The sequence below is a fragment of the Massilia sp. W12 genome, from assembly GCF_037300705.1.
Lineage (GTDB): Bacteria > Pseudomonadota > Gammaproteobacteria > Burkholderiales > Burkholderiaceae_D > JACPVY01.
The window spans coordinates 3,880,391-3,907,028 of the sequence record NZ_CP147776.1 but is presented as its reverse complement, the minus strand read 5'-3'; the positions used below and the strand labels follow the sequence as shown (position 1 = coordinate 3,907,028).

Genomic DNA, 26,638 nt, shown 5'->3' with positions numbered 1-26,638 from the left:
CGGTGATTCCGGTTGTCTGTAATGGCGGCAAAGACGTAGCGATCCTGCGTAATCCTGCGCCAGCGCACTGCATGAATTGACTTGTCTTTCCGTTCACGCAGTGCTGCGGCTGGCGGCGCAAGCCTCATGCTGTGATTCTCCGCAGAAATTCAGCTGTGCACAGCAGCTGCAGACGGGCATGCTGTCCAGTCTGTGGCGCATGTCCGGCTGTCCGTCCCTGTTTTCAGCGCCGCCTTCCTTGTCTGGAGAGTTCACATGAAAATTTCAAACATGAAAGTGGGAGCCCGTTTGTCAATCGGCTTTGGCGTGGTTTTGATGTTGTTGGCTGTGGTGGCCGGATTGAGTTGCTGGCGCATGCAGCAAACCAATCTGACCATGGAAAAATTATTGAGCGAGGAATTGCAAAACGAGCGCCTGATTGCGCAATGGTATGGGTATATCGAAGCAAGTATGGTGCGCACCATCGCTGCCGCGAAAAGCCCGGACAGCACGCAGCAAAAATATTTCCTTGACGGGATTGCCAAAACCAATGGCGTGGTCAACGATATCCGCGAAAAGATCAAGCAACGCATCAGCGATCCCGGTTTGAAAGACTTGCTGCAGCAGGCGCAGGAAAAGCGCAGCGCTTATCAAAAAGCGCGCGCGCAGGCCTTCAAAGAAAAAGACAGCGGCAATATTGAGGTTGCCAACCGGTTTTTTGAGCAGGATATGTACCCGGCGCTGAATGCGTATCTGGAAAGCATGCACCGGGTGATTGCGCGGCAGCGCCAGATCATCGACCTGGCCGGGCGCAATGTGCAGCAGCAGTCGCAACTGAATATGGAGCTGGTGGTGCTCTTGAGTTCGGCGGCTTTTCTGGCTGGCGGCTTGTTGGCGTTTTTCATCCGCCGTTCGATTTTGCGGCAGCTGGGCGGCGAGCCGCACTATGCTGCTGAAATCACCGAGCGCATCGCGCATGGCGATCTGGCGGTGCAGATTGAGACCAGCGCCGGCGATGAGCACAGTCTCTTATATTCCATCCGCACCATGCGCGATAAATTGGGCCAGGTAGTGGGACAGATTAAAAACGGCGCAGAAACCATGGCCCAGGCTTCCACTGAAATTGCCGCCGGCAACCAGGATTTATCCAGCCGCACCGAACATCAGGCCAGCTCACTGGAAGAAACCGCTTCATCGATGGAGCAGCTGACATCCACCGTGCGGCAAAATGCTGAACATGCGCGCGACGCCAATCGTCTGGCGCATGACGCATCGGCGGTTGCGCTGCAAGGCGGTCAAGTGGTGGGACAGGTGGTGCAAACCATGGATTCGATCAATTCCTCATCGCGCAAAATTGTTGACATCATCGGCGTGATTGACGGCATCGCATTCCAAACCAATATCCTGGCCTTGAATGCCGCAGTCGAGGCGGCGCGCGCCGGCGAGCAGGGACGCGGTTTTGCCGTGGTGGCGGCGGAAGTGCGCAGTCTGGCGCAGCGCTCGGCCAGCGCGGCCAAGGAAATCAAAGGCCTGATCAGCGACTCTGTGCAAAAAGTCGAAGACGGCAGCCGGCTGGTGGCGCAAGCCGGGGACACAATGGAAAATGTGGTGCAGAGCGTGCAAAAAGTCTCCGGCATCATCAACGAAATCAGCAACGCCAGCAATGAGCAGATCGCCGGGATTGAGCAAATCAATCAGGCGATTTCTGAAATGGATCATGTGACACAGCAAAACGCCGCCTTGGTGGAGCAGGCTGCCGCATCCGCTGAAGCTTTGCAGGAACAGGCGCGGCAGCAAGCGCAGTTGCTTGGCACATTCAAATTGCATAAAACCGCAGCCGGCGTCAGTGCGCTGACGCAGCAAGCTCCGCAATTGCGTTTGCCGTCAACTATGCCCCAAACGCTGGCTGCCAAGACGCGCGCCAAAGCTGCGCTGGGCCGCGCCTGAGAATGGCGTTGCATCCTGCACAGCGCTTTATTGGCGTTCATGCAGACGGCGCCAATGCAGCAAAGCCATTTGCGATGGTTGTTCCCAGCGTGACAGGATAAACATGCAGAGCAAGGCCGCCGGCAAACCGAATACGCCGGCGGCATGCGCTTGTAATTGCCATATCGCATTGCCGGCGTGTCCGCCGAGTGCGGGATGGCAGCGCAGTAAATACCAGATACAAACGCCGGCGCCTGCCGCCATGCCGCCCAGCACGGCGCGCCGCCCTACGCGCGGGAAAAACACTGCCGCCGCCAGCACCGGCAATAAGCAAGACGCCGCCAGTGAAAATGCCGCACTTACCAGGGACACGATATCGGCAGGCTTTTGCGAAGCCACATAGGCGGCCAGAAAAGCCAGCGCCAATAACACCAATTTACTCAACACCACCCGCCTTTGCGCGGAAGCTTCCGGGGCCAGGGTTTTGTGATAAATATCATGCGTCAGGGTATTCCCTATGGTCAGCAATAAACCATCCGCGGTGGATAGCGCCGCCGCCAGCGCGCCGGCGGCCAGCAAGCCGGCGAACAGATGCGGCATATGCGCGATATCCGCCGCCGCCAGCACCAGAATATCCGGATCCAGATTCAATTCACTCAATTGCACCAGACCATCGCCATTCCAATCCTCCAGACTGAGCAGGGCCGGCCATTGTTCCAGGTTGCGCCAATGATCAATCCAGGCGGGCAGCTGCTGATAGCTGACGCCATGCAATTGTTGCCAGACTTCCAGTTTGAGCAAAAGCGCCAGCGCGGGAATGCAAAGATAGAGCAAAAGAATGAAAAACAAGGCCCAGAAAATAGACTCGCGCGCTGCATGGCTGTGATATGTGCTCATGCTGCGCATCAACAGATGAGGCAGGGCGGCGGTGCCCGCCATCAGACAAAACGCCAGGGCGATGAAATTGCGTGTTTGCGCCTGCCCGTTTTGCTGCGGCGTGAGCAGGCTGGGCGGGGCTTGTGCGCGCTCTTGCAATTGGGCCGCTTCTTTTTTCCAGAGGCGCGCCGCGTCTTGCGGCGAAGCCGGGTAACGCGCCAATTCCTGTTCCAGTTTTCTGATGTGATCCAGACTGGCGTTGCGGGTGCGCAAACTGGCCAGGGCGGCGCGGCGCTGCTCGCGTCCCTGGCGCCAGGATTCCGGCAAGGCGGCAATTTGCGCCTGCAGCGCTTGCGCCGCTTGCAAATGACGTTGCCGCACCGCTTGCTCTGCTGCATCCTGTGCTTGCACGCGCTCGACCTGACGCAATTCTTGCGCCGCCGCGCCATACGCCAAGGGCGGCAGGCTGTGATGCCGCAAGCCGAGGTAGAGGGTGGGCAGGGCAAAGGCGAGCAACAAAATCAGATATTGCACAATCTGGGTCCAGGACAGGGAGCGCATGCCGCCTAAAAACGAGCACACCAGCATGCTGGCCAGACCGAGAAAAATGCCGCTGCTGAAATCAACGCCGATCAAGCGCGAAGTGATCAAGCCGACCGCATAAATTTGCGCAATCACATAAATAAAGCTGATCACAATAGTGGCCGCCGCCACGGCAAGGCGCAGCGCATCGCGCTTTTCGGCCTGGTCCGGGGCGTAGCGTTGCGCTAAAAAATCCGCCAGGGTGTAAGCCGGCAATTTGCGTAAAAAAGGAGCGATCAATATCGCCAACAGACAAAAACCGCCGCTCCAGCCCAGCAACCAGGCAAAACCGCTGAACCCTTGCACATACAAGGCGCCGACAATCGTGATAAAACTGGCGGCGGAAATCCAGTCCGCCGCGCTGGCCATGCCGTTATACAGCGGCGGAATGCGATGCCCGGCGACATAAAACTGTTCCAGGCTGGAGGTGCGGTGCGACAGCCCGATGCCGGCATACGCCAGGGTGGCCCCGAACAGGAAAAAGTAACCGCTCCACTGGCGCGGCAAGCCTTCGGCTTCGAGTAAGCTGAGCACGCCGAGAAAGCCGGCCAAGATCACGCCAAAGCGCAGACTGTAGCGGCGCAAAGCCTGCTGATAACGCACACTCATGGCTCACGCTCCCGCCGCGCCTCAGTAGATGCGCCTGGCGCGAGCAGGCTGCGGGTCAGCGCGCACAGCAGCAAATACGCCAGCGGCAGCGCTTGCGCACAAATCAGAAAGGGCAGGGGATAACCGCCAAGATCCCATTCCAACAGCGCCGGCCATTGCAGCGCAGCGGCCATCAGCCCCAGATTCAGCGCCAGCCACAGCAACAGCAGGAAGCTGCTGATACGCAGCGTGCGGCGCCAGCCGCTGCCTGATTCAATACGCATCGCTGGCCTCATGCAATGGAAAACGCAAACGGATCAGGCAACCGGGCTTGGCGTCGTCAATCTCAATATGCGCGTGATGCTGGCGCGCAATTTCGCGCACAATCGCCAGCCCCAGGCCGCTACCGCTGCTGCTATTGCCCAAAATACGGTAAAAACGCTCAAACACCCGCTCCCGCTCCGCCTCCGGAATGCCGGGGCCATTGTCCTCCACCGCCAATTGCAGGCAGCCGGGCAAGTGTTGCATGCGCAGCGTCACCTGCCCGCCGCAAGGGGTGTAGCGGATCGCGTTATCCAGCAGATTGCTGATCATTTCGCGCAGCAGCAGGGCATGTCCCTGCATCCGCCAATCGCTTGTCGCGTCAGCCTCGAATGCGCAGTTGATATGACGCGCCAGTGCGCCCGGCAGCAAGTCTTGCATGACCTGCGCCGCCAGCGCGCGCAGATCGACGCGCTGCGGCGTGGCCGGCAGAGGCGACTCCAGACGCGCCAGCGCCAGTAATTGATTCACCAGATGCGCCGCCTGTTCTGAGCTTTTGGCCAGCTGCAGCAGAGAGCGCCGCACCTCCTCCGGCCTGTCGCGCGCATCATCGGCCAGCGCCAATTCGACTTGCATACGCATGCCGGCCAGCGGAGTTTTCATTTGATGGGCGGCATCCGCGATAAAGCGTTTTTGCTGTTGCACGGCAGCGTCGAGACGCAGCAGCATGTCATTCATGGCCTGCATCAATGGCGATATTTCTTCCGGCACATGCGATTCGCGCAAGGGGCGCAGATCGCCGGCGGCGCGCGCACGCATGCGTTGCTGCAAAGCGGTGAGCGGGGCCAGGCCGCGCGCCAGGGCAAACCAGACCAGAAACAAGAGCAGCGGCAAGACCAGGAATTGCGGCAAAATCACTCCGCGCACAATTTGATTCGCCAGCAGTGCGCGCTTATTCAAGGTTTCCGCCACTTGCAGCAAAGCAGCCTGGCCGGCGCCATCGTTTAACCAGAGGCTGGCGATGCGTACACTCTGTCCCTGATAGCGCGCATTACGCCAGCTCACGCGCGCGCTGTCCTTGGCCTCGGCGCCGGGCAGCGGCAAACCGGCGTCGCCTTGCTGCTGTTGGCGCCCTGGCAGCACCAATTGCAGATAACGTTGATCATGCTCATCCGCCAGATTTTGCCGCCGCAATAAATCAGGCGCGGCATGATAACCGGCGGCATCTGTCTGCAATTGCTGCGCCAGAGTGCGCAATTGCAATTCCTGAGCCTGATCAAAACTTTGATTGGCGATGGCGCGCGCCGCCAGCCAGGTCAGCGCAATCGACAAAGGCCATAACACCAGCAAGGGCGCCAACATCCAATCCAGAATTTCGCCAAACAGCGAAGGATGGGCATGCGCTTCGCGCCGGCTAGGACTCATGATGGCGTTCCGGCTTTTTCCAGACAGTAACCGAGACCGCGCACGGTGGCGATGCGCAAGCCGCCCGCCTCCAGCTTTTTACGCAGGCGATGCACATAGACTTCGATTGCATTGTGGCTGACTTCCTCATCCCAGGAACACAAGTGCTCGACCAGCTGTTCTTTCGAGACCAGGCGCGGACTGCGTTGCAAGAGAATTTCCAGCACGCCCAGTTCGCGCGCCGAAAGCTCCAGCGGAATATCATCAATACAGGCTTGGCGGCTGACTTTATCCCAACTGAGCCGGCCATGGCGCAATAACACCGGGCCGCCGCCGCCACGACGCGAGAGCGCCCGCACGCGCGCCTCCAGTTCAGACAACGCAAACGGTTTGGCCATGTAGTCATCGGCCCCCAGATCCAGGCCCTGCACCCTTTGCTCAACCGAATCGGCAGCCGTCAAAATCAAGACCGGCAGGCGCGAATTGCGCGCGCGCAGACGGCGCAAAACTTCCTGCCCGCTCATTTTCGGCAAGCCAAGATCCAGGATCAGCAGATCAAATTCGCCGGTGCTTAACGCCAGATCCGCCTGTGCGCCATCAGTCACGCAGTCTGTCGCGTGGCCAGAGTGGCGCAAGGCGCGCGTCAAGCCATCAGCCAGCACACTGTCATCTTCAGCAAGCAGGATACGCATCACATTTGGCGGCAAGGGAAGGAAGTTGCATTATAGGGCGCGCACAGTCGCATGCGGCGCGACGGCGGGCGAAAAAGATGCGAAAACGCTTGCCAATGAGGCTGTATTTTTATACAGTAGTCGCATACAGCAAGTTCGCACAGCAAAACACATAAGCCCCCGCGCTTGGCTACAATGCCGGTTTTGCCTGCGAACCCAGGCTGGAAATACTGCCCTGGCGCAGGTTTCCCCGCTCAACCCGTGCGCCCTCCGGCGCCAGAAAAGGACGATCATGGAAGATAAGAAATCCGCTGCTTTGGCCAGCATCGCTTCAGAAAAAAGCAAGGCGCTCGCCGCCGCCCTGGCGCAAATTGAAAAGCAATTCGGCAAAGGCGCCATCATGCGCATGGATTCCGGCGCCGTGGAAGACGAAATCCAGGTGGTCTCGACCGGTTCGCTCGGCCTGGATATCGCATTGGGCGTAGGCGGTTTGCCGCGTGGCCGCGTGGTGGAAATCTATGGCCCGGAATCATCCGGTAAAACCACGCTGACGCTGCAAGCGATTGCGCAAATGCAAAAACTGGGCGGCACCTGCGCCTTTATCGACGCCGAGCACGCATTGGATGTGCAGTATGCGCAAAAATTGGGCGTGAACCTGTCTGATTTGCTGGTGGCGCAACCCGATACCGGCGAACAAGCGCTGGAAATCACCGACTCCCTGGTGCGCTCCGGCAGCGTCGATCTGGTGGTGATTGACTCGGTGGCGGCGCTGACGCCGAAAGCCGAAATTGAAGGCGATATGGGCGACTCCCTGCCCGGTTTGCAAGCCCGCCTGATGTCGCAAGCGCTGCGCAAACTCACCAGCAGCATCAACCGCACCAATACCCTGGTGATCTTTATTAATCAGATCCGCATGAAGATCGGCGTGATGTTCGGCAGCCCCGAAACCACCACCGGCGGCAATGCGCTTAAATTCTATGCTTCCGTGCGACTGGATATCCGCCGCACCGGCTCCATCAAGTCCGGCGACGAAGTCATCGGCAGCGAAACCAAGATCAAAGTTGTGAAAAACAAAGTGGCGCCGCCCTTCAAAGAAGCCCACTTCGACATTCTGTACGGAGAAGGCACTTCGCGCGAAGGCGAGATTCTGGATCTGGGCGCCGACGCCAAGATTATTGAAAAATCCGGCTCCTGGTACAGCTATAACGGTGAGCGCATCGGCCAGGGTAAGGACAACGCCCGCATGTATTTGAAAGACCGTCCGCAACTGGCGCATGAAATTGAAAACAAGGTGCGCAATGCCTTGGGTGTGCGCGAGTTGCCGCCATATGTGGAACCGGCCACTCCAGTCGCTCCGCCCGCCAAAGAAGGCAAAGAAGGCAAGGGCGATGCAAAATTAAAAGCGGTCGAATAAGCGTATGAGCGGCCCGCAGGCTTTGTATTGCGGGCCGGGTTTGAGCCGGCATACGCACCTGGTTTGACTGCCACGCCCAGCCGCGCAGCGCTTCCTTCTGCCGTAAAAAAGAATGATGACAGACGATGACTTTCCTCCGGCGCCGCAAGCAAAGCGCAAGCGGCCAGGACTCAGCTTGAAAGCACGCGCCTTGCGGCTTCTCTCGATGCGCGAACACAGCCGCGTGGAATTGGCGCGCAAGCTGGAGCAGCATGTCGGCCCGGATGATGATTTGTCTGCTTTGCTGGATGCCTTGGAACAAGCGCAGTATCTATCGAACAGCCGTTTTTCCGAGTCCTTGGTCAAGCGCCGTTCGGCCCGTTATGGCAACAGCCGGATTCTGGCAGAGCTGCAAAGCCATGGCGTGCAAGGCGAAGATTTGCAGGAAATGAAAAGCAATCTGGCGCAAGATGAGCTGGACCGGGCGCAGCAATTGTGGCGCAGAAAGTTTGGCCAGGTGGCCGCTGATGCGCAGGAAAAAGCAAAGCAATTCCGCTTTTTCACGCAGCGTGGTTTTTCTGCAGCAGTGGTGCGCCAAGTCTTGAAAGGCGCGCCGGATGATGATCAGGATTGATCCAGCTTCATTTGTGTCAGTCGAGCAGAGGGGATGCGTTTGTGTGCTTGCTGCCGTAATCGGCAAGCACAGTTGAAAACCTGCTTCCAGCTGTATCACGCAGTGCAAGAAGAGAAATTATTTAATTCGCAGTATGTTGAAAAACTGCGCGCATTGCAGACTTCGCGCAGCTTTTCATGCACCAGTTTAAAAGCAGGTTTTTTCGGGATTTCCTGCTTTTTCCGGCAAGGTCCGCAGTGCACGGCAGACCTTGCCACTTTCCTCCAGCCTTCATCAATGGATATCCATAGGGTACAGGCGGCTTCACGCCGTTCGGCCATCTGCAATGTACCCTGGCGGCCTTGGCCGGGCCGCATGTCTGCTGCACTCATACAAGCCCCTTGGCACGGTGGGGGGGCTACTGCCTTCCCACTTGAGCATGGCCAAGCATCAAGCGCCACAATTGCCCGTCATGTGGATATTTATACAGTGCCGCAGCCAACTCCTGTTTTCTTCCCTGCAAGAACAAAGCATATTGCCAGCTGAGGCGGGCGTATTCTGCTGCCTGAGCGTTTTCATCTTTCAGCAAAGGAAGTGCATTTTTTTCAATTTCCTGAGGATTGCGCGCAGAGACAGCGGCCATCAGACGCAGCATTGCTTGCGTGTTAGCGGCATTTGTGCATGCAAGGCCTTGCAGGGTGTGGAGCGCGGGAGCCGCCTCATCCTTGGTGCTGAATGGCAGAAAATTTGCAGCAAAAATGGTGAGTTGCTTGGTCCAGAATTCTCGTGCAATAGAGTCCTGGCAGCGTTGCTTTTGAATTAAGTCTATGCGTAATCTATGCATCTCGGGTGTGTGCGTAGGCGGAGTTGTTTCGCCTTGGCTGGCCAGAAATTGCATCATCGTATGCGCGCTTTGTGCGTTGAGTCGGCTCATCAATGGTTGCGGCATTTGTCCATTCGAGGACTTCACTTGACCATGGAAATTGGCTCCTGGCATTGGCAGCATAGCTGTTTTTAATTGGGTGATTGTGGAATTGCTTTTTGTAAAGCGTGCACGGCTGGCTTGTTGATCCACGTATGGAAAAAAGTCTGAATTTGCTGGCACATTCTCCAGCAGGAAGTAAGGGTGTAATAATGATTTGCCGCCAAGTTCCTGCAAATGCAAGTCTGCGCTGCTCTGTATGCCTACTCTTGCAAAAGCTTGCTTTAAACCGTCATCAAGCAAATTAAATTCGCTGAGTGAGGGGATTTTGCCATCCGCTTGGGCCAATATAATCAGGTTGCCTGAATTGGATGCATATACCCGATAGTCCTGAAAATGTTTGCCCAGTGCAGTGAAAATCGATGAAACTGCAGCTGGAGAAACCTCATACAAGTGCAGCCATTGCACGAGTAAGCCGCGTGGTTGCAGGTGTTTTGTTATTCTTTGGTAGAATTCATCTGTAAATAAATTGGCTACACCGCTCACCCATGAGTCAGATGGTTCTGAAACGATGATGTCATACTTTTTTTGGTGTGAAGAGAAAAAACTCTTCGCGTCATCAATGTGAATTTTGCTGCGAGGATCAGTAAACAGTAATCGCGATGTCTCTCCAAAGAATTTAGCCCCTTTGACCATGGCGGATTCGATTTCAATCACATCAAGATTTTGCAACCGCTTGGAGTGCAATAAAATATTCGCGCTGGCGCCTGCACCTATGCCTATCACGGCGGCAGTCTTAGCATCAGGGTGTGCAACCAGGGGAAGTCCACCGAGCATCGTCATCGTATCTTCATCTCCAGTAGGAGACGCTTTGGGGTCTAAGGAGATGCTGGCATCAACTTTACCGTTTGTCGCGATTAACAGTTGTGTACCAACAGAAAAGACGGTTACGCTTGCAGTTTTGCCATCTTGGTGCATCAAGCTCTTTCGCGTATGCTCGAAATCAAGCACGCCACGACGGAATACACCCGAAGCCATATAGGAAGTGTCAAAAGGCGGAGCCAAGGTCAGCATCAGTACACCTGCCACACTCAAACCAACGGCCGCATTGCGCCATTTTTTATACTCAGTTTGCGACAGCAGGAAAAGCGCCAGCAGCAGATCAAGGCAGGCGCCGGTTATTACACTCAATTTCAAGCCAAGGTAGGGGAGCAGAACAAATGCAGCCAAAGCAACGCCCAGGATCGCACCAAGTGTGTTGAACGCATAGACTTTACTGATCGCGGTTTCTCCACCGCCATTTTTATAAAGCACATAGCTGATTAAAGGCAAGGTCATGCCGGCAAGAAATGTCACAGGCAGCATGAGTAATGATGCCTGCAGATAGGAGAAGAGGTTGTAGAGCAAATACCCGTTGTTATTGAATTTAATTGTGTTCAGAAAGAAGTGTGAGAACTCAAAACTGGTGTTGTACCAAAGCAGAGTCAGTAAAGCTAATAAGCCCATCCAAAGTTGTACAAGTCCCAAGGTAAAAATGGGATTTTGGAATCGGTCAATTCGTTTATTCAGCCACAATCCGCCCAAAGCCAAGCCGAGGATGAAACTGGATAGCATCAGCTCGAAAGAGTGTGTGGTTGAACCTAACACCATGGAAAGCATGCGAATCCAGCTGATTTCATAAATAAATGAAGATAAACCGGTGATTAATGCAATGATCAGCATAGGGCGCAGATGTTGGATCTTGCTGCTTGCGCTTTGCTCCTTTACGGCCTGTCTTAGCTGTAATTGCTTATTGATTGCAAACACCAGGAAAGCCAGGAGGAAGTTGATTAAGCCTGCAGTCAAGGTGGTTCCAGGTAAACCCACCAGCTTTACGAGTACAAAGCCAGCCACCAAAACCCCTGCAACTGCACCAATACTGTTACTGAAATAAAGCATGGAAATTGATGCGCCAGGGGTGTTTGGGTAGGCGCGCAGGATACCTGCAGATATCAATGGAAAGGTTGCGCCCAGTAAAAGTGTTTGTGGCAAAATCAAACAAGACGCCAAGAGCCAGCGCAATGTTTCAATCAGCCAAGGTGATTCAATTCCAGGTAAAACGCTGTTAAGCAGAAAATTACTCGTGGTTTGAAACATGAAATGGAATGACAGGCCGAAACATCCAATGATAAGCTCGATAAACACATAGGTCATCAATGGATTTTTGATTCGTTTTAAAGCGTACCCGCTCAGCCAGGCGCCGAGCGCCATTCCGCCCATAAAAAGAGCAAGCACCAAGGTTTGAGCGTAGGCGGCATGTCCTAAGAACAACTTGAGGTAGTTGCTCCAAACTGATTCGTAAATCAAGCCCGAAAAACCGGAAAGCGCGAATAGTGCGAACAGGACAGTACGCCAATACTTCGGGTTGTCTGTCTCCAATGGCGGGGCGGGAGGAGAATCAACTGAATTCGGGCTGTGGCTCATTGCGTCGCTCACTAAGAATGATGGATGGTCGCCAGTAGGGCGTGAGCTGTGCAGTGTAGCATCCAGGAAAGAGGGAACTGCGTTCAGTGTTGTATTCATGTGCATGGTTTTTTTGAAAATATTTCCCTTTGATTTCCTCCACCCAATTGTCAACCTTGATCCTCCCGGAATCGCGGTCTGCAGTCGCATGTGCTAAAATGGCAAACCAGTGCAACAGCTTTATTGCGCGCCGCCCTGACGATGGCGCGCAGAATCCGGGAATCTGTTTTGGAACTGCAGACTAAGATCAGGGCGCACAGTGGCCGACAAAAAGCGGACATGAAGCCATTTACAGCAACAATATTCAGGCAGATGGCTGCTTTGCAGCTGTCGGCTTTGCCTTCAGTTTCGGCACGCATACGTTGCCGAACTGTCACAGTTCGCGCCTTTTTCCATCATTTCATATACGCGATTAACGCCTTTACTGCACGCTTGCGCACTGATGCGCACATGTTGGAATGCATTCTGATGATGCAATCCGTGCTCTTAAGAGAAGTGCGTGGAAATCTGTTTGGCCTGTGCACGGGGGCGTGCTGTTTTGACAGCATCGGGGGAAATCGGCGTAAGTGAGAAGCGTTATGTCAGCAGAGGAGAGGCTCAGTTTGGCGCCTCACTTGGCTATTGGCTGATAAACGGGCGATAAGGAACGCAGCAAGAAGCAATGTTCAATTTCAAAAAGTGAAGGAAAGATCGCATGAAGATCCATGAGTATCAAGGCAAAGAAATCTTGCGCAAATTCGGGGTGACTGTGCCGCGCGGCATTGCCTGTTTGTCGCTGGACGAAGTGGCCGCAGCTGCGCAGCAACTTGGCGGCCCGGTCTGGGTGGTCAAGGCCCAGATTCACGCCGGTGGCCGTGGCAAGGGCGGTGGCGTGAAAGTGGCCAAATCTCTGGAGCAAGTGCAAGAGTACGCGCAGCAGATCATGGGGATGCAACTGATTACCCATCAAACCGGAGCGCAGGGGCAAAAAGTGCGCCGCCTGTTGATCGAAGAAGGCGCAGACATTAAGAAAGAACTGTATGTCAGCATGGTCACCGATCGTGTCAGCCAGCGCGTGGTTTTGATGGCGTCCAGCGAAGGCGGGATGGACATTGAAGAAGTGGCGGAAAAGCATCCTGAACTGATTCACAAACTGGCGATTGATCCAGGCCAGGGCTTGCAAGACGCGGATGCGGCGGATATCGCGCGCAAAATCGGTGTGCCTGACGCCTCCGTGGCGGATGCGGTGCAACAGTTCAAAGGTCTGTACCAGGCTTTCATGGAAACTGACGCATCACTGGCGGAAATCAACCCGATGATTTTGACCGGCGCAGGCCAAGTGATTGCTCTGGACGCCAAATTCAATTTTGATTCCAATGCGCTGTTCCGTCATCCTGAAATCGTTGCTTATCGCGACTTGGATGAAGAAGACCCTGCGGAAATTGAAGCTTCCCGTTTTGATCTGGCTTACATTTCGCTGGATGGCAATATCGGCTGTCTGGTGAACGGCGCCGGGCTGGCCATGGCGACCATGGATACTATCAAGCTGTTTGGCGGCGAACCGGCCAACTTCCTCGATGTGGGCGGCGGCGCCACCACCGAGAAAGTGACGGAAGCGTTCAAGATCATGCTGAAGAATCCGGGCTTGAAGGCGATTCTGGTGAATATTTTCGGCGGCATTATGCGTTGCGATGTGATTGCGGAGGGCGTGATAGCCGCATCCCGCGCCGTTTCTCTGAATGTGCCGCTGGTAGTGCGCATGAAGGGCACCAATGAAGATCTGGGCAAGAAGATGTTGGCTGACTCCGGTCTGCCCATCATCGCCGCTGACACCATGGAAGAAGCTGCGCAAAAAGTGGTGGCTGCCGCTAACGGCCAGGCCTGAGAACGGAATAAGGAAATACCATGTCTATCCTGATCAATAAAGATACCAAAGTCATTACCCAGGGCATTACCGGCAAGACCGGGCAATTCCACACCCGTATGTGCCGCGACTATGCGAACGGGAAAAATTGTTTCGTAGCCGGTGTGAATCCGAAAAAAGCCGGCGAGGATTTTGAAGGCATTCCGATTTACGCCAATGTGCAGCAAGCCAAAGAAGCGACCGGCGCCAATGTTTCCGTGATCTATGTGCCGCCGGCTGGCGCTGCGGATGCGATTTGGGAAGCTGTGCAGGCTGAGCTGGATCTGGTGGTTTGCATCACCGAAGGCATTCCTGTGCGCGATATGATGATGGTCAAAGACAAAATGGCCAAGGCCGGCAGCAAAACCTTGCTGCTCGGGCCGAATTGTCCGGGTTTGATTACTCCGGATGAAATCAAGATTGGCATCATGCCTGGCCATATCCACAAAAAGGGCCGCATTGGCGTGGTGTCGCGTTCCGGCACGCTGACCTATGAGGCGGTGGCGCAGCTGACCGCTTTGGGCTTGGGGCAGTCCAGCGCAGTCGGGATTGGCGGCGATCCGATCAATGGTTTGAAGCACATCGACGTGATGCGCATGTTCAATGAAGATCCGGATACCGATGCTGTGATCATGATTGGTGAAATTGGCGGCCCGGATGAAGCCAATGCATCCTACTGGATCCGCGATAATATGAAAAAACCGGTGGTTGGCTTTATCGCCGGCGTCACCGCGCCTCCTGGTAAGCGCATGGGGCATGCCGGCGCCTTGATTTCCGGCGGCGCTGACACAGCGCAAGCCAAATTGGAAATTATGGAAGCATGCGGCATCACGGTTACCCGCAATCCGTCTGAAATGGGACGCCTGTTGAAAGCTGCGCTGGGTTGATCATCTGCTTGGCAGACTGGTGACATTGCACCAGTTCTGTCACGTCCAGCCAGCAATTTTGCACAAAAAACTGCCGCTGCAGGCAGCTTTTGTTTATGATGGGGGAGCGCAAGCTCCCCCATTTATTTTGTATTTGCCCATATGTAATGACGTGTAATGGAAGTGGATGATCAAGCTGATAAAGATGCGGCAACAGCTATTTCCGGCTGAACTGAACGCGAAGGCGCACCCAGATGAGTAAGCTTGAATTTTATGCAATCACCGACCCCGGCATGGTGCGTTCGCACAATGAAGATAATATTGCCGTGCAATATCTGCCGGATGGCAGCGCTGGGCTGGTGATTTTGGCCGATGGCATGGGCGGACATAATGCCGGCGAGGTCGCCAGTGCGATTGCAGTTTCTGTGTTGATGGAAGCGGTTGGCAATCAACTGGGACAGCTATTGTCGATTCCCTGGCCGGATGCGGCGCCGCTATTGCGGCAGCGCCTGGTTGATGGCGTTCGGCTGGCCAATCTGGCAATTTTCAGCGCCGCCAGTGAGCGGCCGGAATGCTATGGCATGGGCACCACGCTGACCCTTGCCTTGTTCCATCATAATATGGTGACTATCGTGCATGTCGGCGATTCGCGCGCTTATCGCTTGCGGACGGGAAGTTTGCAGCAGCTGACGAGCGATCACTCAGTTCTGCAAGAGCAGATCGATGCAGGCGTGATCTCTGCGGAAGAGGCGCATTTTTCGATGAATAAAAACGTCATCACACGCGCCTTGGGCGTGGAGCCGGATGTGCTGGTGGATGTGTATGAGACGGCGAGTGTGGTTGGCGATGTGTATTTATTATGTTCCGACGGATTGTCTGATATGTTGCTGCCGCTTGAAATCAGGGATGATTTACTGCAAAACGCAGATGATCCGCAAGCGTTGTGCCAGATGTTGGTCGATCATGCAAATGCGACCGGCGGGCGGGATAATATCTCGGTGGCGCTGGTTTGCCAGGCGGAAGGCGCGGTGCAGGATCCAGGCAATGGGCATGTCGAGCGCTGGGTATGCTGAGTAAAGGCTTGATAGGGGTTAGCATGGCCAAAATCATCATTTCACATAATGGTGCAGTGTTGCAGGAAGTGACGATCAACAAAGAAAAATTGAAGATCGGCCGGCATCCGAAAAATGACGTGGTGATTGATAACCGCGCCATCAGCGCAGAGCATGCGCAGATTCTCAGCGGCCCCAAAGATGTGATCCTGGAAGATTTGAACAGCACCAATGGCACACTGGTTAATGGGCAGCCTATCAAGCGCCATTTTCTGCAAGATCGTGATGTGATTGAGTTGGCCAAATACAGAATTGAGTATTTTTCTGAAAGCAAGCCGCAAGCCAAGCCTTTGGCCCAAGCTGCGATGGTGAAGGTGCTCAATGGCGCCAACGCAGGCCGGGTGCTGATTCTGAATAAGCAATTGACAACATTGGGGCGTCCAGGTCAAGTGGCGGCGATCACCAGATCCGCGCATCAATACTTGTTGGCGCACATTGAAGGTGATAAAAATTTATTTCTTAACGGAAATCATGTTGGTCGTGAGGCCAAGCCGCTGCAAAATGGCGATCTGATCATGTTTGCCGGAACTGAAATGGCTTTTATTTGGGCATGAGTTTTCCTGATGGCGTTAGGATTGCATATTTGCATATTTGCATATTTTATGTGCATTAAATGTTCCCTCAATGCAATTTTTAGCCTGATTTTTGCCAATTTTTGGCCTTTCTGACAAAAAATGTCAATCAAGCCGGATCTTGGCGACAAAAAACGGCAGAAAAATGCCTTGTCCTGAAAAAATCCTCATCAAAATCCTGGAAAAAGAGCTGGCACGCCATTTGCTATAGCTAAGGTGTGACAAATACTGTTTCACACCTAACCCAAGGAGAAAAAAATGAAATCCATCAAAGCTATCCAACGCGCATCCCAAAAAGGCTTCACCCTGATCGAATTGATGATCGTGGTTGCCATTATCGGTATCCTGGCTGCAGTTGCTCTGCCTGCATATCAAGACTACACCATCAAAGCTAAGCTGGGTAATGCGCTGGGCTCGGTTGCAGCCATTAAAACTGCAGTCGGTGTGTGCGCCCAAGAAAATGGGAACGTCTTAGACAACTGTGACGGTGGCTCTAGCGGTGTTCCGACCTTTACCGCAACTAAAGAAGTGGCCAGCGCAACCACCACTGATGGCAAGATTGTTATGACTTTGGGCACTGGTATCGGTAAGGGCGTGGATGGCAAGGAAATCACATTGGCCCCGACTCTGCCGGCTGATGGCGGCAGCTCGATCGACTGGAAGACCACCACTACTATTGCTGACAACGCTGCTGCAATCGCTATGCTGACCAAGAACAACAAATAATCCTGATGGATGATGTTGTGAATGACAAAAAAGACCGCTTCGGCGGTCTTTTTTGTAGGAAGAGCGGCAAGTAGTGGTATTGGCAGGGAGTGGATCATGGTCAAACGATATCAAGCTGCATCAGGCTTTACCCTCATTGAGTTAATGATTGTGGTCGCGATCATCGGGGTCTTAGCGGCAGTTGCCATTCCGGCCTATCAGGACTATGTCATGAAGGCAAAAGTTGCAAATGCTATCAGTTCTGTAGCATCTCTTAAAAACGCAATCGCACTTTGCTCTCATGAACATGGCAATATTTTAACAGGATGTGATGCTGGGACTAATGGTATTGGCGTATTCACACCTACCAGGGAAGCCAGTGCTGCAACTATTAAAAATGGTGTGATTGAGCTGACATTAGCTGCCGATATTGGCTTGCACATCGGCGGTAAAAAAATAACAATGATGCCTACAGTAAGTGATAACAGTACAGCAATGATTTGGCGCAATACGACAGATATAGTCGAGAGCGAAAACCCTGCAGTGTATTTGCAAATCACGAAAAACAACAATTAAGAGTTTTGGCTGGATAATTTGTGGTAATGTTCAAACTGATCGGGCTTGGCTTGAGAGAAGTTAACGCCGCTCAGCTTGTTTGAGTCTGTTGCTCCAGATCCAGTGGGGTTTATTGAATTTTGATGCGCTATCGCTGAGATGAGGGATTTACCTTTGCAAAATTCTTTTAAATCGAATGTGGTTTTGCATCATTCAAATTTCCAATCGCCAGATTTTCCACCCTGTTTTTCCAAGACACGTATATTTCCCATCACCATTTTTTTATCAGCCGCTTTGCACATATCGTAGATTGTCAACAGGGCGATTTGCACGGCGGTCAATGCTTCCATCTCAACCCCGGTTTTGCCTGTGGTTTCGGCGCGCGCCTCACAGCGGATCAGCGACTGTGTATGATCCAGGCTGAATTCCAGCGCTACGCGGGTTAAGGCCAAGGGGTGGCAGAGCGGGATCAAGTCCGCTGTGCGTTTAGCGGCCATAATCCCGGCGATGCGTGCAATTCCGAGCACGTCCCCTTTCGCGGCATTGCCTTGCGCCACCAATTGCAGCGTTTCAGCCTGCATCCTGATCTCGCCGGCAGCCAGGGCGATGCGGCGGGAATCTGATTTGGCGCCAATATCCACCATATGGGCTTGTCCTGCGGCATCAAAATGGGTCAGCGGAGAGGTCGGCTCGCTCATCGTAAAATCCTGTTGCAAATGTAAACCTGAGGAAAAATCGGGCAGGGGGTTATCATAACATCGTCTGCATACTGAAAATGGACTGTGATGATGGCCAATGCTGTGAAAAAAATCTGCGCGGGTTTCTTATTGTCAGCCGGAATCACCGCGCCCGCTATTCTGGCGCAGGCAGGCAGCGGCGCCAATCTGCCTGAATTGGGCGTATCCGGCAGGCAGGATTTATCGCCACAGGCGGAGCGGCGCTTGGGCGAGGAAGTGATGCGCGATATCCGGCGTGACCGCGACTATCTGGAAGATGCGCCCTTGCTGGAATATCTGAATCGCTTCGGCAATGATTTGCTGACAGTGCGGCCTGATGCGCGCGGGGAAGCCGGGTTTGATTTCTTCTTCTTTGGCGTGCGCGATCCGATGTTGAATGCGTTTGCTTTGCCGGGCGGTTTTATCGGCGTGCATTCCGGCCTCTTGCTGGCTGCGCAAAATGAATCGGAATTGGCCTCCGTTCTGTCACATGAAATCGGGCATGTGGCGCAACGCCATATTGCGCGTATGCTGGGACAACAAAAACAGGATGCCTTGATTCCTCTGGCGGCGATGGTGTTGGCGGTGTTGGCGGCGCGCAGCAATCCGGATGCGTCGCTTGGCATTATGGCTGGTGGCGAGACCCTGGCTTTGCAACGGCAAATGAGTTTTTCGCGCGATGCCGAACGCGAAGCCGACCGCCTCGGTTTTCAGCTATTGCAGGAAGCCGGTTTTGACACCTCCGGCATGGTGGCTTTTTTCAAGCGCATGCAAAACGCCACCCGCGCCTATACCGATAACACGCCGGCGTATATGCGCAGCCATCCGCTGACCACCGAGCGGATCGCAGATATTGAAGCGCGCAACCGCGAGTTGCGCTACCGGCAAAGAGCCGACAGTCTGGAATTTCATCTGATCCGCGCGCGTGCGCGCATACTGCAAGACGATACCAATAGCGGTTGGGATCAGGCGCGCATCGTTTTTCAATCCCAGTTGGAAACCCAAAGCCGTCAGCAGAGCGCCGCAGGGCATTATGGTTTAGCCTTGATTGCGCTGCGACAGGGACAGTATGTGCAGGCTGGCAAAGCGCTGCGTCTGGCCCAGCAGGCTTCGCAAGCGGCGGAAGAAGCTGCTTTGGGACGTAAGCTGGGACAGTATCAACATCCTGTGCTGGCGCATCTGGCGAACGAATTGGCAATGGCGCAGGCGCAGGATGAAGCCGGCTTGCGGCAAGCGATTATTCTGACGCAGACAGCACATCAGCAATTTCCCTTTTCACGCGGCTTGGCGCTGCAATACGCGCAAGCGTTGCGGCATGCCGGCAAGCTGGATACGGCCGTGCTGTTTTTGCGCGATCAGATCCAATTGTATCGGCAAGAGCCGGTGCTGCACGAGCAATTGGCGGCGACCTATGCGCGCCAGGGCAAGCTTGCTTTGCAGCATATGTCCCTGGGCGAGTCATACGCCTTACGCGGCAGTCTGCAGGCGGCGATTGAGCAAATGGAATTGGCGCGCCGCGCCGGCGATGGCAATTTCTATGATCATGCGCTGATTGATGCGCGTCTGCGCCAATTTCAGGCGGATTTGAGAGAGCAGAATAAAGAACGCAGCTTGCGCGGGGAAAAAGGCGCGCAGGCGCAGCCATCAGCGCTGGAGCAGGCGCGCCGGCATCAACATTGATCCGCTTGCGGCGTACGGCAAAAGCCAAAGTGCGCCGCAATATCCGCTTGCGGCAGGCGCTGCAAGCGGCACGCGCCGCTTCCTCCTTCCCACAGAAGCGACATATCCAATACCGGCAGAGCAGGGTGTTCGGCTGTCAGCAGGGCGAGCCAGTCTGCCTCATCCACTTCATGCCCATGCAAACGGCAGGCGGCGAATAATTGCGGCAAATCACGGTCGTCGCACCAAGCCAGGCGGCCAGCGGATTGCACCAGCAGATTGCCTTCCGGGGTCAGCCAAATCGTTTCGGCTGCGCCCCATGCCTGTCCCGTATGGTCATGCCATCCTTGCGGCGTGCAATGCAAAATATATGGTGCGGCAGGCAGATTCACATACACCCGTTGCGGGCCGTTTTGAAAATACCAGCGCCCCTGCGCATCGCTTAAATAATTGCGATTAATGAATGCTTGTAAAGACGGGTGACGGATCACATCGCCTGCGCTGCCGGCAGCTTGGGCGGCGGCGTCGCGCATACGCCATTGGCCGCGCGCATCCAGTAACAGCCAGCCATAGCAGTGCGGCACATTCGGCCATTTGGCCATTGCCTGCAGCACAATCTCATCCATTCACATGTCCCTTTAAAAAAGCCAATACGCGTTGTGGCAGCCAGTCCAGACGCCCGGGCGGCGCGCCGCAGGCAAAACCGACATGCCCGCCTTGCGCGGGATATTCCAGCAACACGCTGGCGGCGGCTTGCGTCGGCAAAAAACAGCCGGGCAGGAAAGGATCATTGCGTGCGTTTAACACCAGGGTGGGGACAGTGATATCGCCCAAAATATGACGCGCGCTGGCGCGATGCCAATAATCATCGGTGTCGCGATAGCCATGCAAGGGTGCGGTCACCACATTATCGAATTCATATAGATTTTTCGCCGCCAATAATTGCTCGCGCGCGAACAGGCCGGGGAATTGTTCCAGCTTGCGCAGGCATTTCGGCTTGAGGGTGCGTAAAAAAGTTTTGGTGTAAATCAGATTCACGCCGCGCGACAGGGCTGCGCCGCCGCGCGCCAAATCCAGCGGGGCGGAGACAGCGCATGCGGCACTGACAAAAGTGGCGCTGTGCTGCGACTCGCCCAGCCAGCGTAATAAGGCATTCCCGCCCAGCGAAACGCCGCAAGCCAGCAAAGGGCCGCTGTGGCGCGTGCGCATGCGCTGCAAAATCCAATTGATTTCCTGGGCGTCGCCGGAATGGTAAAAGCGCGGGGCGTGGTTCATTTCGCCGGAACAGGCGCGAAAGTGCGGCACCGCGCCATGCCAGCCGGCTTGCGCCGCCGCATGCATCAGGGCGCGCGCGTAATGGCTGTTGGAACTGCCTTCCAGGCCGTGAAACAACACCAGCAGGGGACTGCCGGGTGCGCTGCCATCGACAAAATCCACGTCGATAAAATCCTGATCCGGCGTCGTCCAGCGTTCCCGGCGATAAGTCACATCCGGTTTGGCGCCAAACAGCGCCGGCAAGATGGTTTGTAAGTGACCACCGGGCTGCCACCAGGGCGCGCGATAGCGACTTTCCTGCGTCATGGTTTAATGAATGCCGGGGGCGAACGGCACAGACCAGTGCGGGTCGGCGTCATCCAGCAAATCCAGCGCTTGCAAAGAAACCTGGCGCAACACCATACGCCAGCCGTGTTCGCTGCGGCGGTACACATTGGTGGCGCGCATCGCCATTTCCGCATCTTCAATCGTGGCGCCGGAAAAATCCTCGGTCAGGTTGTGGATCACCACATCGCCCAGGTTTTGCACATGCGCCTCGCGCGGCACCAGATGTCTTCTGCCATACGCGAAAATCGCGCCAAACGAGTCGCGGATCTCAGCGCGGCCGAGCAGGCGGCCATCGCCGGGATGGATGCACAGAATGATGTCGCTGTCCTCCCAGACCTGCATCAAGGCATCCAGATCGCGCCGCTCAATTGCGGCGTAGAAAGCAGCTTCGGCTTGCGCCGGGCTGTCATAAAACGGGCTGTTCATCGCGTGCATCGGATCAATGGCCTTTGAGCGTCACACCCGGAGCCAAGCGGTATTCCGTGCCGCAGTAGGGGCATTTGGCGTCGCCATGGGCGAGGTCAAGGAAAACGCGTGGGTGGGACGACCAGATTGGCATGGCGGGATTCGGGCAATACGCCGGCAAATCCTTGGCGCCCAGTTCGACGGCATTCTGGCTGTTGCTTTGACTCATAGCTTCTCCGGGAAACAAAGCAGGCCGCGCGGCCTGCGCAAAGGTACAAAGCCGGCATTGTACAGGATGTGCGGCGGCAAGTCTTTGCATACGGCTGCACAGTTGCTTGCGTTTCATTGCCAGCGGAGCCTGTCGGACTTAGACAAAATCTACTGCAAAACCAGCAGGCCGGGCCATATTTCACCGTCTTTTTGATCAATAGCAACACTATTGACGCTGCAAAGCCGGCAAAATCTATCCTCGCCCTGCTGATCTTTCACTACGATTCTCTAACCCCGACAGGCTCCCAGGCATATCACAAGGTCGCAGGCTTTGCATCCGGTACATCAGGCTGCAGGAGTAAATAATCTGTATAAACCAGGAAAATTTCTTTTAGGAAATTAAATTTATATATATAATTTTCCCTGTCCAGCAAGCAATACATTTCTAATGGCATTTACTGCCAATATCAAACGCCAGAAGTTAATTCAAGACGGTGCCTGAAGCGCACTGGGCGATATCGTTCGCATCTGCTGGGAGGGGGCGCCATTGCACCGCAGAATGAACTTACGAGCAATCGATCAATGAATAGCATATATACAGATAAAAAATCATTTTTTTGGGCCTTACAAGGTTTGTGCGCCTTGCATCGCAAGCCATTTTCAATTGACTTGGCGCTACAGCAGTTGCCTGATCCCTATGATGCTGACAGTCTGCAACAAGCGCTGCAGCAGTATGGCTTCAGTTGTGAACGCATGGCGTTGGCGGCGGCTGACCTGGGCGGGCGCGGCCTGCCCCTGCTGGTTTGGTTAAAAGCAGAACAGCAAGGCGATGAGGCGCACTATCCCGGTTTGGTGTTGCAGGTCGAACAGGGGCAAGTCTTGTTGGCGCGCATGCAGGATGAGCAACCGCAAACGCTCAGCCTGGCGCAATTCAATCAACTGTATAGCGGCTATGCCTGCAGCGTGACGCCGCAGGAAGCTGCAATCAAAGACCCTGACGCCGCCGAGCCCAAGCAGCGCCCCTTTGGTTTTCGCTGGTTTGTGCCGGAATTGCTCAAGCACAAAAAAATCTGGCAAGAAGTGCTGCTGGCCTCACTCGTGATCCAATTAATCGCCTTGGCCACCCCGCTGTTCACCCAGGCGATTATCGATAAAGTGGTAGTGCACCGCACCCAGAGCACACTGGTGGTGCTGGCGGTCGGCATGGCGATATTCATGCTGTTTTCCGCAGTGCTGGGTTGGTTGCGGCAATATCTGGTGCTGCATACCGGCAACCGTGTCGATGCAGTCTTGGGGGCTTCGGTGTTTCAGCGCCTGTTCCGCCTGCCGCCCATGTATTTCACACAACGCCCCACCGGGGTGATTGCCGCCCGCATGCATGGGGTGGAAACCATACGCGAATTCATCTCCAGCGCAGCGGTTACGCTGGTGCTGGATCTGCCGTTTTTACTGATTTTTGTCGCCATCATGTTTTATTACAGCGTCACGCTGACCTGTATTGTGCTGGCCGTGTTGGGCGTGATTGTCGCGCTCTCGCTGTTGGTGGCCCCGCTGTTTCAAGAAAAATTGCAAACCCAATTTCAGCTGGGCGCCCGCAATCAGGCATTCCTGACGGAATATCTGGTCGGCCTGGAAACGGTCAAGTCTTTGCAAATGGAAGCGCAATTGAATGGCCGCTATGGCAGTTATCTGGCCTCCTATCTGCAAGCCAGCTTCGATACCAAACAACTGGCGAATTCCTATAACACCCTGTCCAATCTGCTGGAACAGCTGATGAGTTTGCTCATTCTGGCGGTTGGCGCCTGGACGGTGATGCACAGCACAGAATTTACGATTGGTATGCTGGTCGCCTTTCAAATGTTTTCCGGCCGCCTGGCGCAGCCGATGTTGCGCTTAGTCGGTTTGTGGCAGCAATTCCAGCAAGCCAGTCTTTCGGTCAAACGCCTGGGCGACATCATGAATGCGCCGGAAGAGCCGTATTCCCTGCTGCCGGCGCGCGATAACCAAGCGCAAGGCCTGGTGCAAGTCGAAAACCTGGCTTTCAAATACGCCCCCGAACTGCCGCTCTTGTATCAAAACTTGAGCCTGAGCATCAAGCCGGGACAGACGATCGCCATTATGGGGCCGTCCGGCTGTGGCAAGAGCACGCTGGCGAAATTACTGCAAGGGTTCTATCAGCCCGAAAGCGGTCGCATCATGCTCGATGGCATCGACATCCGCTATTTGTCGGCGAATGAATTGCGCAGCTACTTTGGCGTGGTGCCGCAAGAGACCGTGCTGTTTTCCGGCACTGTGTATGACAATCTGCTGATGGCCAACCCGCATGCCAGCTTTGAGCAAATCACCATCGCCTGCAAAATGGCGGAAATTCATGATGTGATCGAAGCCCTGCCGCAAGGTTACCAAACCGAAATCGGCGAGCGCGGCGCCGGTCTGTCGGGCGGGCAAAAGCAGCGCATCGCGATTGCGCGCGCCTTGCTCAAACGCCCCAAAATTTTGATTTTCGACGAAGCCACCAGCGCGCTCGACGCCGCCACCGCCGAACACTTTGCACACACCATCAACGCCTTGCGCGGCAAGGTCAGCATGCTGTTCATCACCCACGGCTTGCCCAAGGGCTTGAAAGTGGACACCCTGTACCGTATCGGCGAACAGGGCGCACAGCAATTGATGAACGCCAGCAACCAAGCACAGAATGCCTGATATGAGCCAAGCCCAAACCACTCCGCAAACTGCGCCGCCAGCAGTGCAAGCCGCACCTGCCGCCTCGAATGTGATCCAGCTGCGTCCGCCGGCGCGCTGGCATGATCCGCTGCAATTGATGCAAGACAAAGCGCCGCCAAAAATTTTCCGTATCGTGCTGTGGACGCTGGCCGTCTTGGTGCTGCTGTTATGCATCTGGGCCGCATTCGGCAAACTCGACATCATTGCCAGCGCTGAAGGCAAATTGGCGGCGCAAACCCTGGTCAAGGTGGTGCAGCCGGCAGAAGCTGGCGTACTGCGGGAAATCCTGGTGAAAGAAGGTCAGGCGGTGAAAGCCGGCCAAGTGCTGGCGCGGCTCGATCCGACTGTCGCGCGCGCCGAACGTGACAGCGTGGGCAATGTCCTCAATGAGCAACGCCTGCAATTGCGTCGCCTGCAAGCGCAACTGGCGGATCAAAGTTTCACCCTGCAGCCGGGCGACGATAAAAAACTGTATCTGCAAGTGCAAAGTCAGGATCTGGCGCAACGCCGCGCCTTCTCAGATGCGTTAGCGCAAGAGCAGGCTTTATTGCAAAAAGCGGAAAGCGACCTGGCCGCGGCGCGTCAGGTGCAGCAAAAACTCGAACAAAGCCTGCCCAGCTATCGCAAAGCGGCGGAATCGTATGACAAGCTGGAAAAAGAAGGATTCATGGGCAGCCTGGCGGCGGCTGAAAAGCAGCGCGAAGCGCAGGAAAAAGCCAAAGATCTGGAAGCGCAACGCGCCAATGTGGCCGCCTTGCAAGCCAGCATCGCCGCGCAGCAAAAGAAAATCGCCCAATTGCACAGTAATTCGCGCGCTGATCTGGAACGCGAATTAGCCGACGTGCGCAATAAAATCGCGCAACTGGCGCCGAATCTGGACAAGAGCGCATACAAAGAGGGCTTGCTGGAGCTGCGCGCGCCGCAAGACGGCGTGGTGAAAGAATTGGCCACCACCACGGTGGGCGCAGTATTGCAGCCGGGCGCAGTGTTAATGAGCCTGGCGCCGCAGGGCGAAGCGTTGTATGCGGATGTGGCCTTGAAAAATGAAGATGTGGGCTTTGTGCAGCCGGGCCAGCGCGCCCAAATCAAACTCAGCGCCTATCCTTTCCAGCGTTATGGCATGTTGCTGGGCAAGGTGGAATACATCAGCGCTGACGCCAGCGAAACCCCGAAGCCGCCCGCCAGCGCCAATCCGCAAGACCCGGCCAGCATGGCCGCCGGCATCGCCACCTATAAAGCGCGCATCAAACTCGACGCCCAGCAATTGCATGCGCCCCAGGGACAGGTATTGCAACTCACCCAGGGCATGCAAGTGGTGGCGGAAATCAATCAAGGCCAGCGCACGGTATGGCAATACTTGCTGTCGCCGGTACAAAAGACTGTGGCGGAAGCAGCGCGTGAGCGTTGAGGACATCGCAGACAGCTGGATATCAAGGAAAATCATGGACACACACAACACAGCAGACGGTCTGCCGGCACAGTGACAGGAAACCGCAGAATTACTGGGCAAGCTGCCCTTGCTGGGGCCGGCCAGTTGGCTGTATTGACTGGACGAAACTTGCCGCTTCCGTTTCTTTGCCGATTTGCAAAGTCTGTTATTGCCGCCGTTGGTGCTGGATCAATGCAAGCTGTACCAAAAGCAAAGTATTCCCTGGGCTTTTTTCACCTGGGCCAAGGTTAGCGATGACGTGCATGCGCGCCTCTGCTCCGGCGTGAACAAGCTGGCGCCGCATGAATGGAACAGCGGCCCGCATGTCTGGATCATTGACAGCATTGCACCGTTTGGCGGCTTGGATGAATGCCTGGCGGATTTGCGCGCCAGCAATTTGGCCGGAGATAAAGTGCATGCTTTGGCGCCACAGGAAAAAGCCGCCGTGCAAATCTGGCCTGCGACAGCGGCCAATTGATTGGAT

General features: G+C 55.2%; 24 protein-coding genes. 13 read left to right on the top strand and 11 right to left on the bottom strand.

All coding sequences use genetic code 11. The features are described 5' to 3' along the window. The first annotated feature begins 255 nt into the window (after positions 1-255). Positions 256-1,926 (top strand): methyl-accepting chemotaxis protein, encoded by a 1,671-nt coding sequence (locus tag V8J88_RS15715; protein ID WP_338845139.1) that lies wholly within the window; start codon positions 256-258, stop codon positions 1,924-1,926. A 27-nt stretch (positions 1,927-1,953) separates the two neighbouring features. Here V8J88_RS15715 and V8J88_RS15710 read toward each other — a convergent pair whose 3' ends face one another. The 4 genes from V8J88_RS15710 to V8J88_RS15695 are packed head-to-tail and all read right to left on the bottom strand — an operon-like array spanning position 1,954 to position 6,308. After that, a complete protein-coding gene (locus tag V8J88_RS15710; protein ID WP_338845138.1) occupies positions 1,954-3,972 on the bottom strand; it encodes a VC_2705 family sodium/solute symporter in 2,019 nt (672 codons plus the stop codon). Then, positions 3,969-4,235, bottom strand: a complete 267-nt coding sequence (locus tag V8J88_RS15705; RefSeq protein WP_338845136.1) for a sodium/substrate symporter small subunit — start codon at positions 4,233-4,235, stop codon at positions 3,969-3,971. The genes V8J88_RS15710 and V8J88_RS15705 overlap by 4 nt, the downstream gene beginning before the upstream one ends. Continuing rightward, positions 4,225-5,637, bottom strand: a complete 1,413-nt coding sequence (locus V8J88_RS15700) for an ATP-binding protein (RefSeq protein ID WP_338845135.1) — start codon at positions 5,635-5,637, stop codon at positions 4,225-4,227. The genes V8J88_RS15705 and V8J88_RS15700 overlap by 11 nt, the downstream gene beginning before the upstream one ends. Beyond that, positions 5,634-6,308 carry a response regulator transcription factor gene (locus V8J88_RS15695; RefSeq protein WP_338845134.1) on the bottom strand — a complete coding sequence of 225 codons (675 nt, stop codon included), beginning with the start codon at positions 6,306-6,308 and terminating at the stop codon, positions 5,634-5,636. Before V8J88_RS15695 ends, V8J88_RS15700 begins: the two co-directional genes overlap by 4 nt. A 271-nt stretch (positions 6,309-6,579) precedes the next feature. Here V8J88_RS15695 and recA point away from each other — a divergent pair, with 271 nt between their 5' ends. After that, complete coding sequence (recA, locus tag V8J88_RS15690; protein ID WP_338845133.1) at positions 6,580-7,701, top strand: recombinase RecA; 1,122 nt, start codon at positions 6,580-6,582, stop codon at positions 7,699-7,701. A 115-nt stretch (positions 7,702-7,816) separates the two neighbouring features. Continuing rightward, a complete protein-coding gene (recX, locus tag V8J88_RS15685) occupies positions 7,817-8,314 on the top strand; it encodes a recombination regulator RecX (protein WP_338849901.1) in 498 nt (165 codons plus the stop codon). A 95-nt stretch (positions 8,315-8,409) separates the two neighbouring features. Here recX and V8J88_RS15680 read toward each other — a convergent pair whose 3' ends face one another. Both V8J88_RS15680 and V8J88_RS15675 read right to left on the bottom strand, forming a co-directional pair. Continuing rightward, positions 8,410-8,685, bottom strand: a complete 276-nt coding sequence (locus V8J88_RS15680) for a hypothetical protein (protein WP_338845132.1) — start codon at positions 8,683-8,685, stop codon at positions 8,410-8,412. A 26-nt stretch (positions 8,686-8,711) separates the two neighbouring features. Further along, positions 8,712-11,777 carry a fused MFS/spermidine synthase gene (locus V8J88_RS15675; protein ID WP_338845130.1) on the bottom strand — a complete coding sequence of 1,022 codons (3,066 nt, stop codon included), beginning with the start codon at positions 11,775-11,777 and terminating at the stop codon, positions 8,712-8,714. 634 nt (positions 11,778-12,411) lie between these two features. On the opposite strand from V8J88_RS15675, the gene sucC reads away from it, so the two are divergent. The 6 genes from sucC (at position 12,412) to V8J88_RS15645 (ending at position 17,430) form a co-directional block, all read left to right on the top strand. Beyond that, positions 12,412-13,581, top strand: a complete 1,170-nt coding sequence (gene sucC / locus V8J88_RS15670; RefSeq protein ID WP_338845129.1) for an ADP-forming succinate--CoA ligase subunit beta — start codon at positions 12,412-12,414, stop codon at positions 13,579-13,581. A 20-nt stretch (positions 13,582-13,601) separates the two neighbouring features. Beyond that, positions 13,602-14,486, top strand: coding sequence for a succinate--CoA ligase subunit alpha (sucD, locus tag V8J88_RS15665; RefSeq protein ID WP_338845128.1), 885 nt, complete (start codon positions 13,602-13,604; stop codon positions 14,484-14,486). Between the two features lie 233 nt (positions 14,487-14,719). Further along, positions 14,720-15,538, top strand: coding sequence for a Stp1/IreP family PP2C-type Ser/Thr phosphatase (locus V8J88_RS15660; RefSeq protein ID WP_338845127.1), 819 nt, complete (start codon positions 14,720-14,722; stop codon positions 15,536-15,538). Between the two features lie 23 nt (positions 15,539-15,561). Then, on the top strand, positions 15,562-16,131 hold the full coding sequence (locus V8J88_RS15655) for an FHA domain-containing protein (RefSeq protein ID WP_338845126.1): 570 nt from the start codon (positions 15,562-15,564) through the stop codon (positions 16,129-16,131). 276 nt (positions 16,132-16,407) lie between these two features. Next, entirely contained in the window at positions 16,408-16,875 is a 468-nt protein-coding gene (locus tag V8J88_RS15650) for a pilin (protein ID WP_338845125.1), read from the top strand. A gap of 21 nt (positions 16,876-16,896) precedes the next feature. Then, positions 16,897-17,430, top strand: a complete 534-nt coding sequence (locus V8J88_RS15645; protein WP_338845124.1) for a pilin — start codon at positions 16,897-16,899, stop codon at positions 17,428-17,430. Between the two features lie 188 nt (positions 17,431-17,618). Here the strand turns inward: V8J88_RS15645 and moaC are convergent, their stop codons facing one another. Next, positions 17,619-18,107 (bottom strand): cyclic pyranopterin monophosphate synthase MoaC, encoded by a 489-nt coding sequence (gene moaC, locus V8J88_RS15640; RefSeq protein ID WP_338845123.1) that lies wholly within the window; start codon positions 18,105-18,107, stop codon positions 17,619-17,621. An 87-nt stretch (positions 18,108-18,194) separates the two neighbouring features. Between moaC and V8J88_RS15635 the strand changes: the two genes are divergently transcribed. Next, positions 18,195-19,805 carry a M48 family metalloprotease gene (locus V8J88_RS15635; protein WP_338845122.1) on the top strand — a complete coding sequence of 537 codons (1,611 nt, stop codon included), beginning with the start codon at positions 18,195-18,197 and terminating at the stop codon, positions 19,803-19,805. Here V8J88_RS15635 and V8J88_RS15630 read toward each other — a convergent pair. From V8J88_RS15630 to V8J88_RS15615, 4 genes are read right to left on the bottom strand one after another with little or no spacing between them, the layout of a single operon-like run. Then, positions 19,796-20,410, bottom strand: a complete 615-nt coding sequence (locus V8J88_RS15630) for a DUF2946 family protein (protein WP_338845121.1) — start codon at positions 20,408-20,410, stop codon at positions 19,796-19,798. The genes V8J88_RS15635 and V8J88_RS15630 overlap by 10 nt on opposite strands. After that, entirely contained in the window at positions 20,403-21,365 is a 963-nt protein-coding gene (locus tag V8J88_RS15625) for an alpha/beta fold hydrolase (RefSeq protein WP_338845119.1), read from the bottom strand. Before V8J88_RS15625 ends, V8J88_RS15630 begins: the two co-directional genes overlap by 8 nt. A 3-nt stretch (positions 21,366-21,368) precedes the next feature. Next, complete coding sequence (locus tag V8J88_RS15620; RefSeq protein WP_338845118.1) at positions 21,369-21,821, bottom strand: nuclear transport factor 2 family protein; 453 nt, start codon at positions 21,819-21,821, stop codon at positions 21,369-21,371. 4 nt (positions 21,822-21,825) lie between these two features. Further along, on the bottom strand, positions 21,826-22,020 hold the full coding sequence (locus V8J88_RS15615; RefSeq protein ID WP_338845117.1) for a zinc-finger domain-containing protein: 195 nt from the start codon (positions 22,018-22,020) through the stop codon (positions 21,826-21,828). A 563-nt stretch (positions 22,021-22,583) separates the two neighbouring features. Here V8J88_RS15615 and V8J88_RS15610 point away from each other — a divergent pair. The 3 genes from V8J88_RS15610 to V8J88_RS15600 all read left to right on the top strand — a co-directional run bounded on the left by V8J88_RS15610 (position 22,584) and on the right by V8J88_RS15600 (position 26,632). Then, positions 22,584-24,704, top strand: coding sequence for a peptidase domain-containing ABC transporter (locus V8J88_RS15610; protein ID WP_338845116.1), 2,121 nt, complete (start codon positions 22,584-22,586; stop codon positions 24,702-24,704). Position 24,705: 1 nt separating this feature from the next. Beyond that, positions 24,706-26,133 (top strand): HlyD family type I secretion periplasmic adaptor subunit, encoded by a 1,428-nt coding sequence (locus V8J88_RS15605; protein WP_338845115.1) that lies wholly within the window; start codon positions 24,706-24,708, stop codon positions 26,131-26,133. Between the two features lie 139 nt (positions 26,134-26,272). After that, entirely contained in the window at positions 26,273-26,632 is a 360-nt protein-coding gene (locus V8J88_RS15600; RefSeq protein ID WP_338849900.1) for a toxin-activating lysine-acyltransferase, read from the top strand. Positions 26,633-26,638: the final 6 nt, after the last annotated feature.

Excerpts from the sequence above, each read along its gene's own strand:
- V8J88_RS15705 (WP_338845136.1), bottom strand. The coding sequence starts at position 4,235 with ATGCGTATTGAATCAGGCAGCGGCTGGCGCCGCACGCTGCGTATCAGC.
- V8J88_RS15605 (WP_338845115.1), top strand. The coding sequence starts at position 24,706 with ATGAGCCAAGCCCAAACCACTCCGCAAACTGCGCCGCCAGCAGTGCAA.
- V8J88_RS15625 (WP_338845119.1), bottom strand. The coding sequence starts at position 21,365 with ATGACGCAGGAAAGTCGCTATCGCGCGCCCTGGTGGCAGCCCGGTGGT.
- V8J88_RS15675 (WP_338845130.1), bottom strand. The coding sequence starts at position 11,777 with ATGAATACAACACTGAACGCAGTTCCCTCTTTCCTGGATGCTACACTG.
- V8J88_RS15695 (WP_338845134.1), bottom strand. The coding sequence starts at position 6,308 with ATGCGTATCCTGCTTGCTGAAGATGACAGTGTGCTGGCTGATGGCTTG.
- recX (WP_338849901.1), top strand. The coding sequence starts at position 7,817 with ATGACAGACGATGACTTTCCTCCGGCGCCGCAAGCAAAGCGCAAGCGG.
- moaC (WP_338845123.1), bottom strand. The coding sequence starts at position 18,107 with ATGAGCGAGCCGACCTCTCCGCTGACCCATTTTGATGCCGCAGGACAA.
- V8J88_RS15610 (WP_338845116.1), top strand. The coding sequence starts at position 22,584 with ATGAATAGCATATATACAGATAAAAAATCATTTTTTTGGGCCTTACAA.
- V8J88_RS15710 (WP_338845138.1), bottom strand. The coding sequence starts at position 3,972 with ATGAGTGTGCGTTATCAGCAGGCTTTGCGCCGCTACAGTCTGCGCTTT.
- sucD (WP_338845128.1), top strand. The coding sequence starts at position 13,602 with ATGTCTATCCTGATCAATAAAGATACCAAAGTCATTACCCAGGGCATT.
- recA (WP_338845133.1), top strand. The coding sequence starts at position 6,580 with ATGGAAGATAAGAAATCCGCTGCTTTGGCCAGCATCGCTTCAGAAAAA.
- V8J88_RS15635 (WP_338845122.1), top strand. The coding sequence starts at position 18,195 with ATGATGGCCAATGCTGTGAAAAAAATCTGCGCGGGTTTCTTATTGTCA.
- V8J88_RS15650 (WP_338845125.1), top strand. The coding sequence starts at position 16,408 with ATGAAATCCATCAAAGCTATCCAACGCGCATCCCAAAAAGGCTTCACC.
- V8J88_RS15715 (WP_338845139.1), top strand. The coding sequence starts at position 256 with ATGAAAATTTCAAACATGAAAGTGGGAGCCCGTTTGTCAATCGGCTTT.
- V8J88_RS15645 (WP_338845124.1), top strand. The coding sequence starts at position 16,897 with ATGACAAAAAAGACCGCTTCGGCGGTCTTTTTTGTAGGAAGAGCGGCA.
- sucC (WP_338845129.1), top strand. The coding sequence starts at position 12,412 with ATGAAGATCCATGAGTATCAAGGCAAAGAAATCTTGCGCAAATTCGGG.
- V8J88_RS15700 (WP_338845135.1), bottom strand. The coding sequence starts at position 5,637 with ATGAGTCCTAGCCGGCGCGAAGCGCATGCCCATCCTTCGCTGTTTGGC.
- V8J88_RS15680 (WP_338845132.1), bottom strand. The coding sequence starts at position 8,685 with ATGAGTGCAGCAGACATGCGGCCCGGCCAAGGCCGCCAGGGTACATTG.
- V8J88_RS15655 (WP_338845126.1), top strand. The coding sequence starts at position 15,562 with ATGGCCAAAATCATCATTTCACATAATGGTGCAGTGTTGCAGGAAGTG.
- V8J88_RS15660 (WP_338845127.1), top strand. The coding sequence starts at position 14,720 with ATGAGTAAGCTTGAATTTTATGCAATCACCGACCCCGGCATGGTGCGT.
- V8J88_RS15630 (WP_338845121.1), bottom strand. The coding sequence starts at position 20,410 with ATGGATGAGATTGTGCTGCAGGCAATGGCCAAATGGCCGAATGTGCCG.
- V8J88_RS15615 (WP_338845117.1), bottom strand. The coding sequence starts at position 22,020 with ATGAGTCAAAGCAACAGCCAGAATGCCGTCGAACTGGGCGCCAAGGAT.
- V8J88_RS15620 (WP_338845118.1), bottom strand. The coding sequence starts at position 21,821 with ATGCACGCGATGAACAGCCCGTTTTATGACAGCCCGGCGCAAGCCGAA.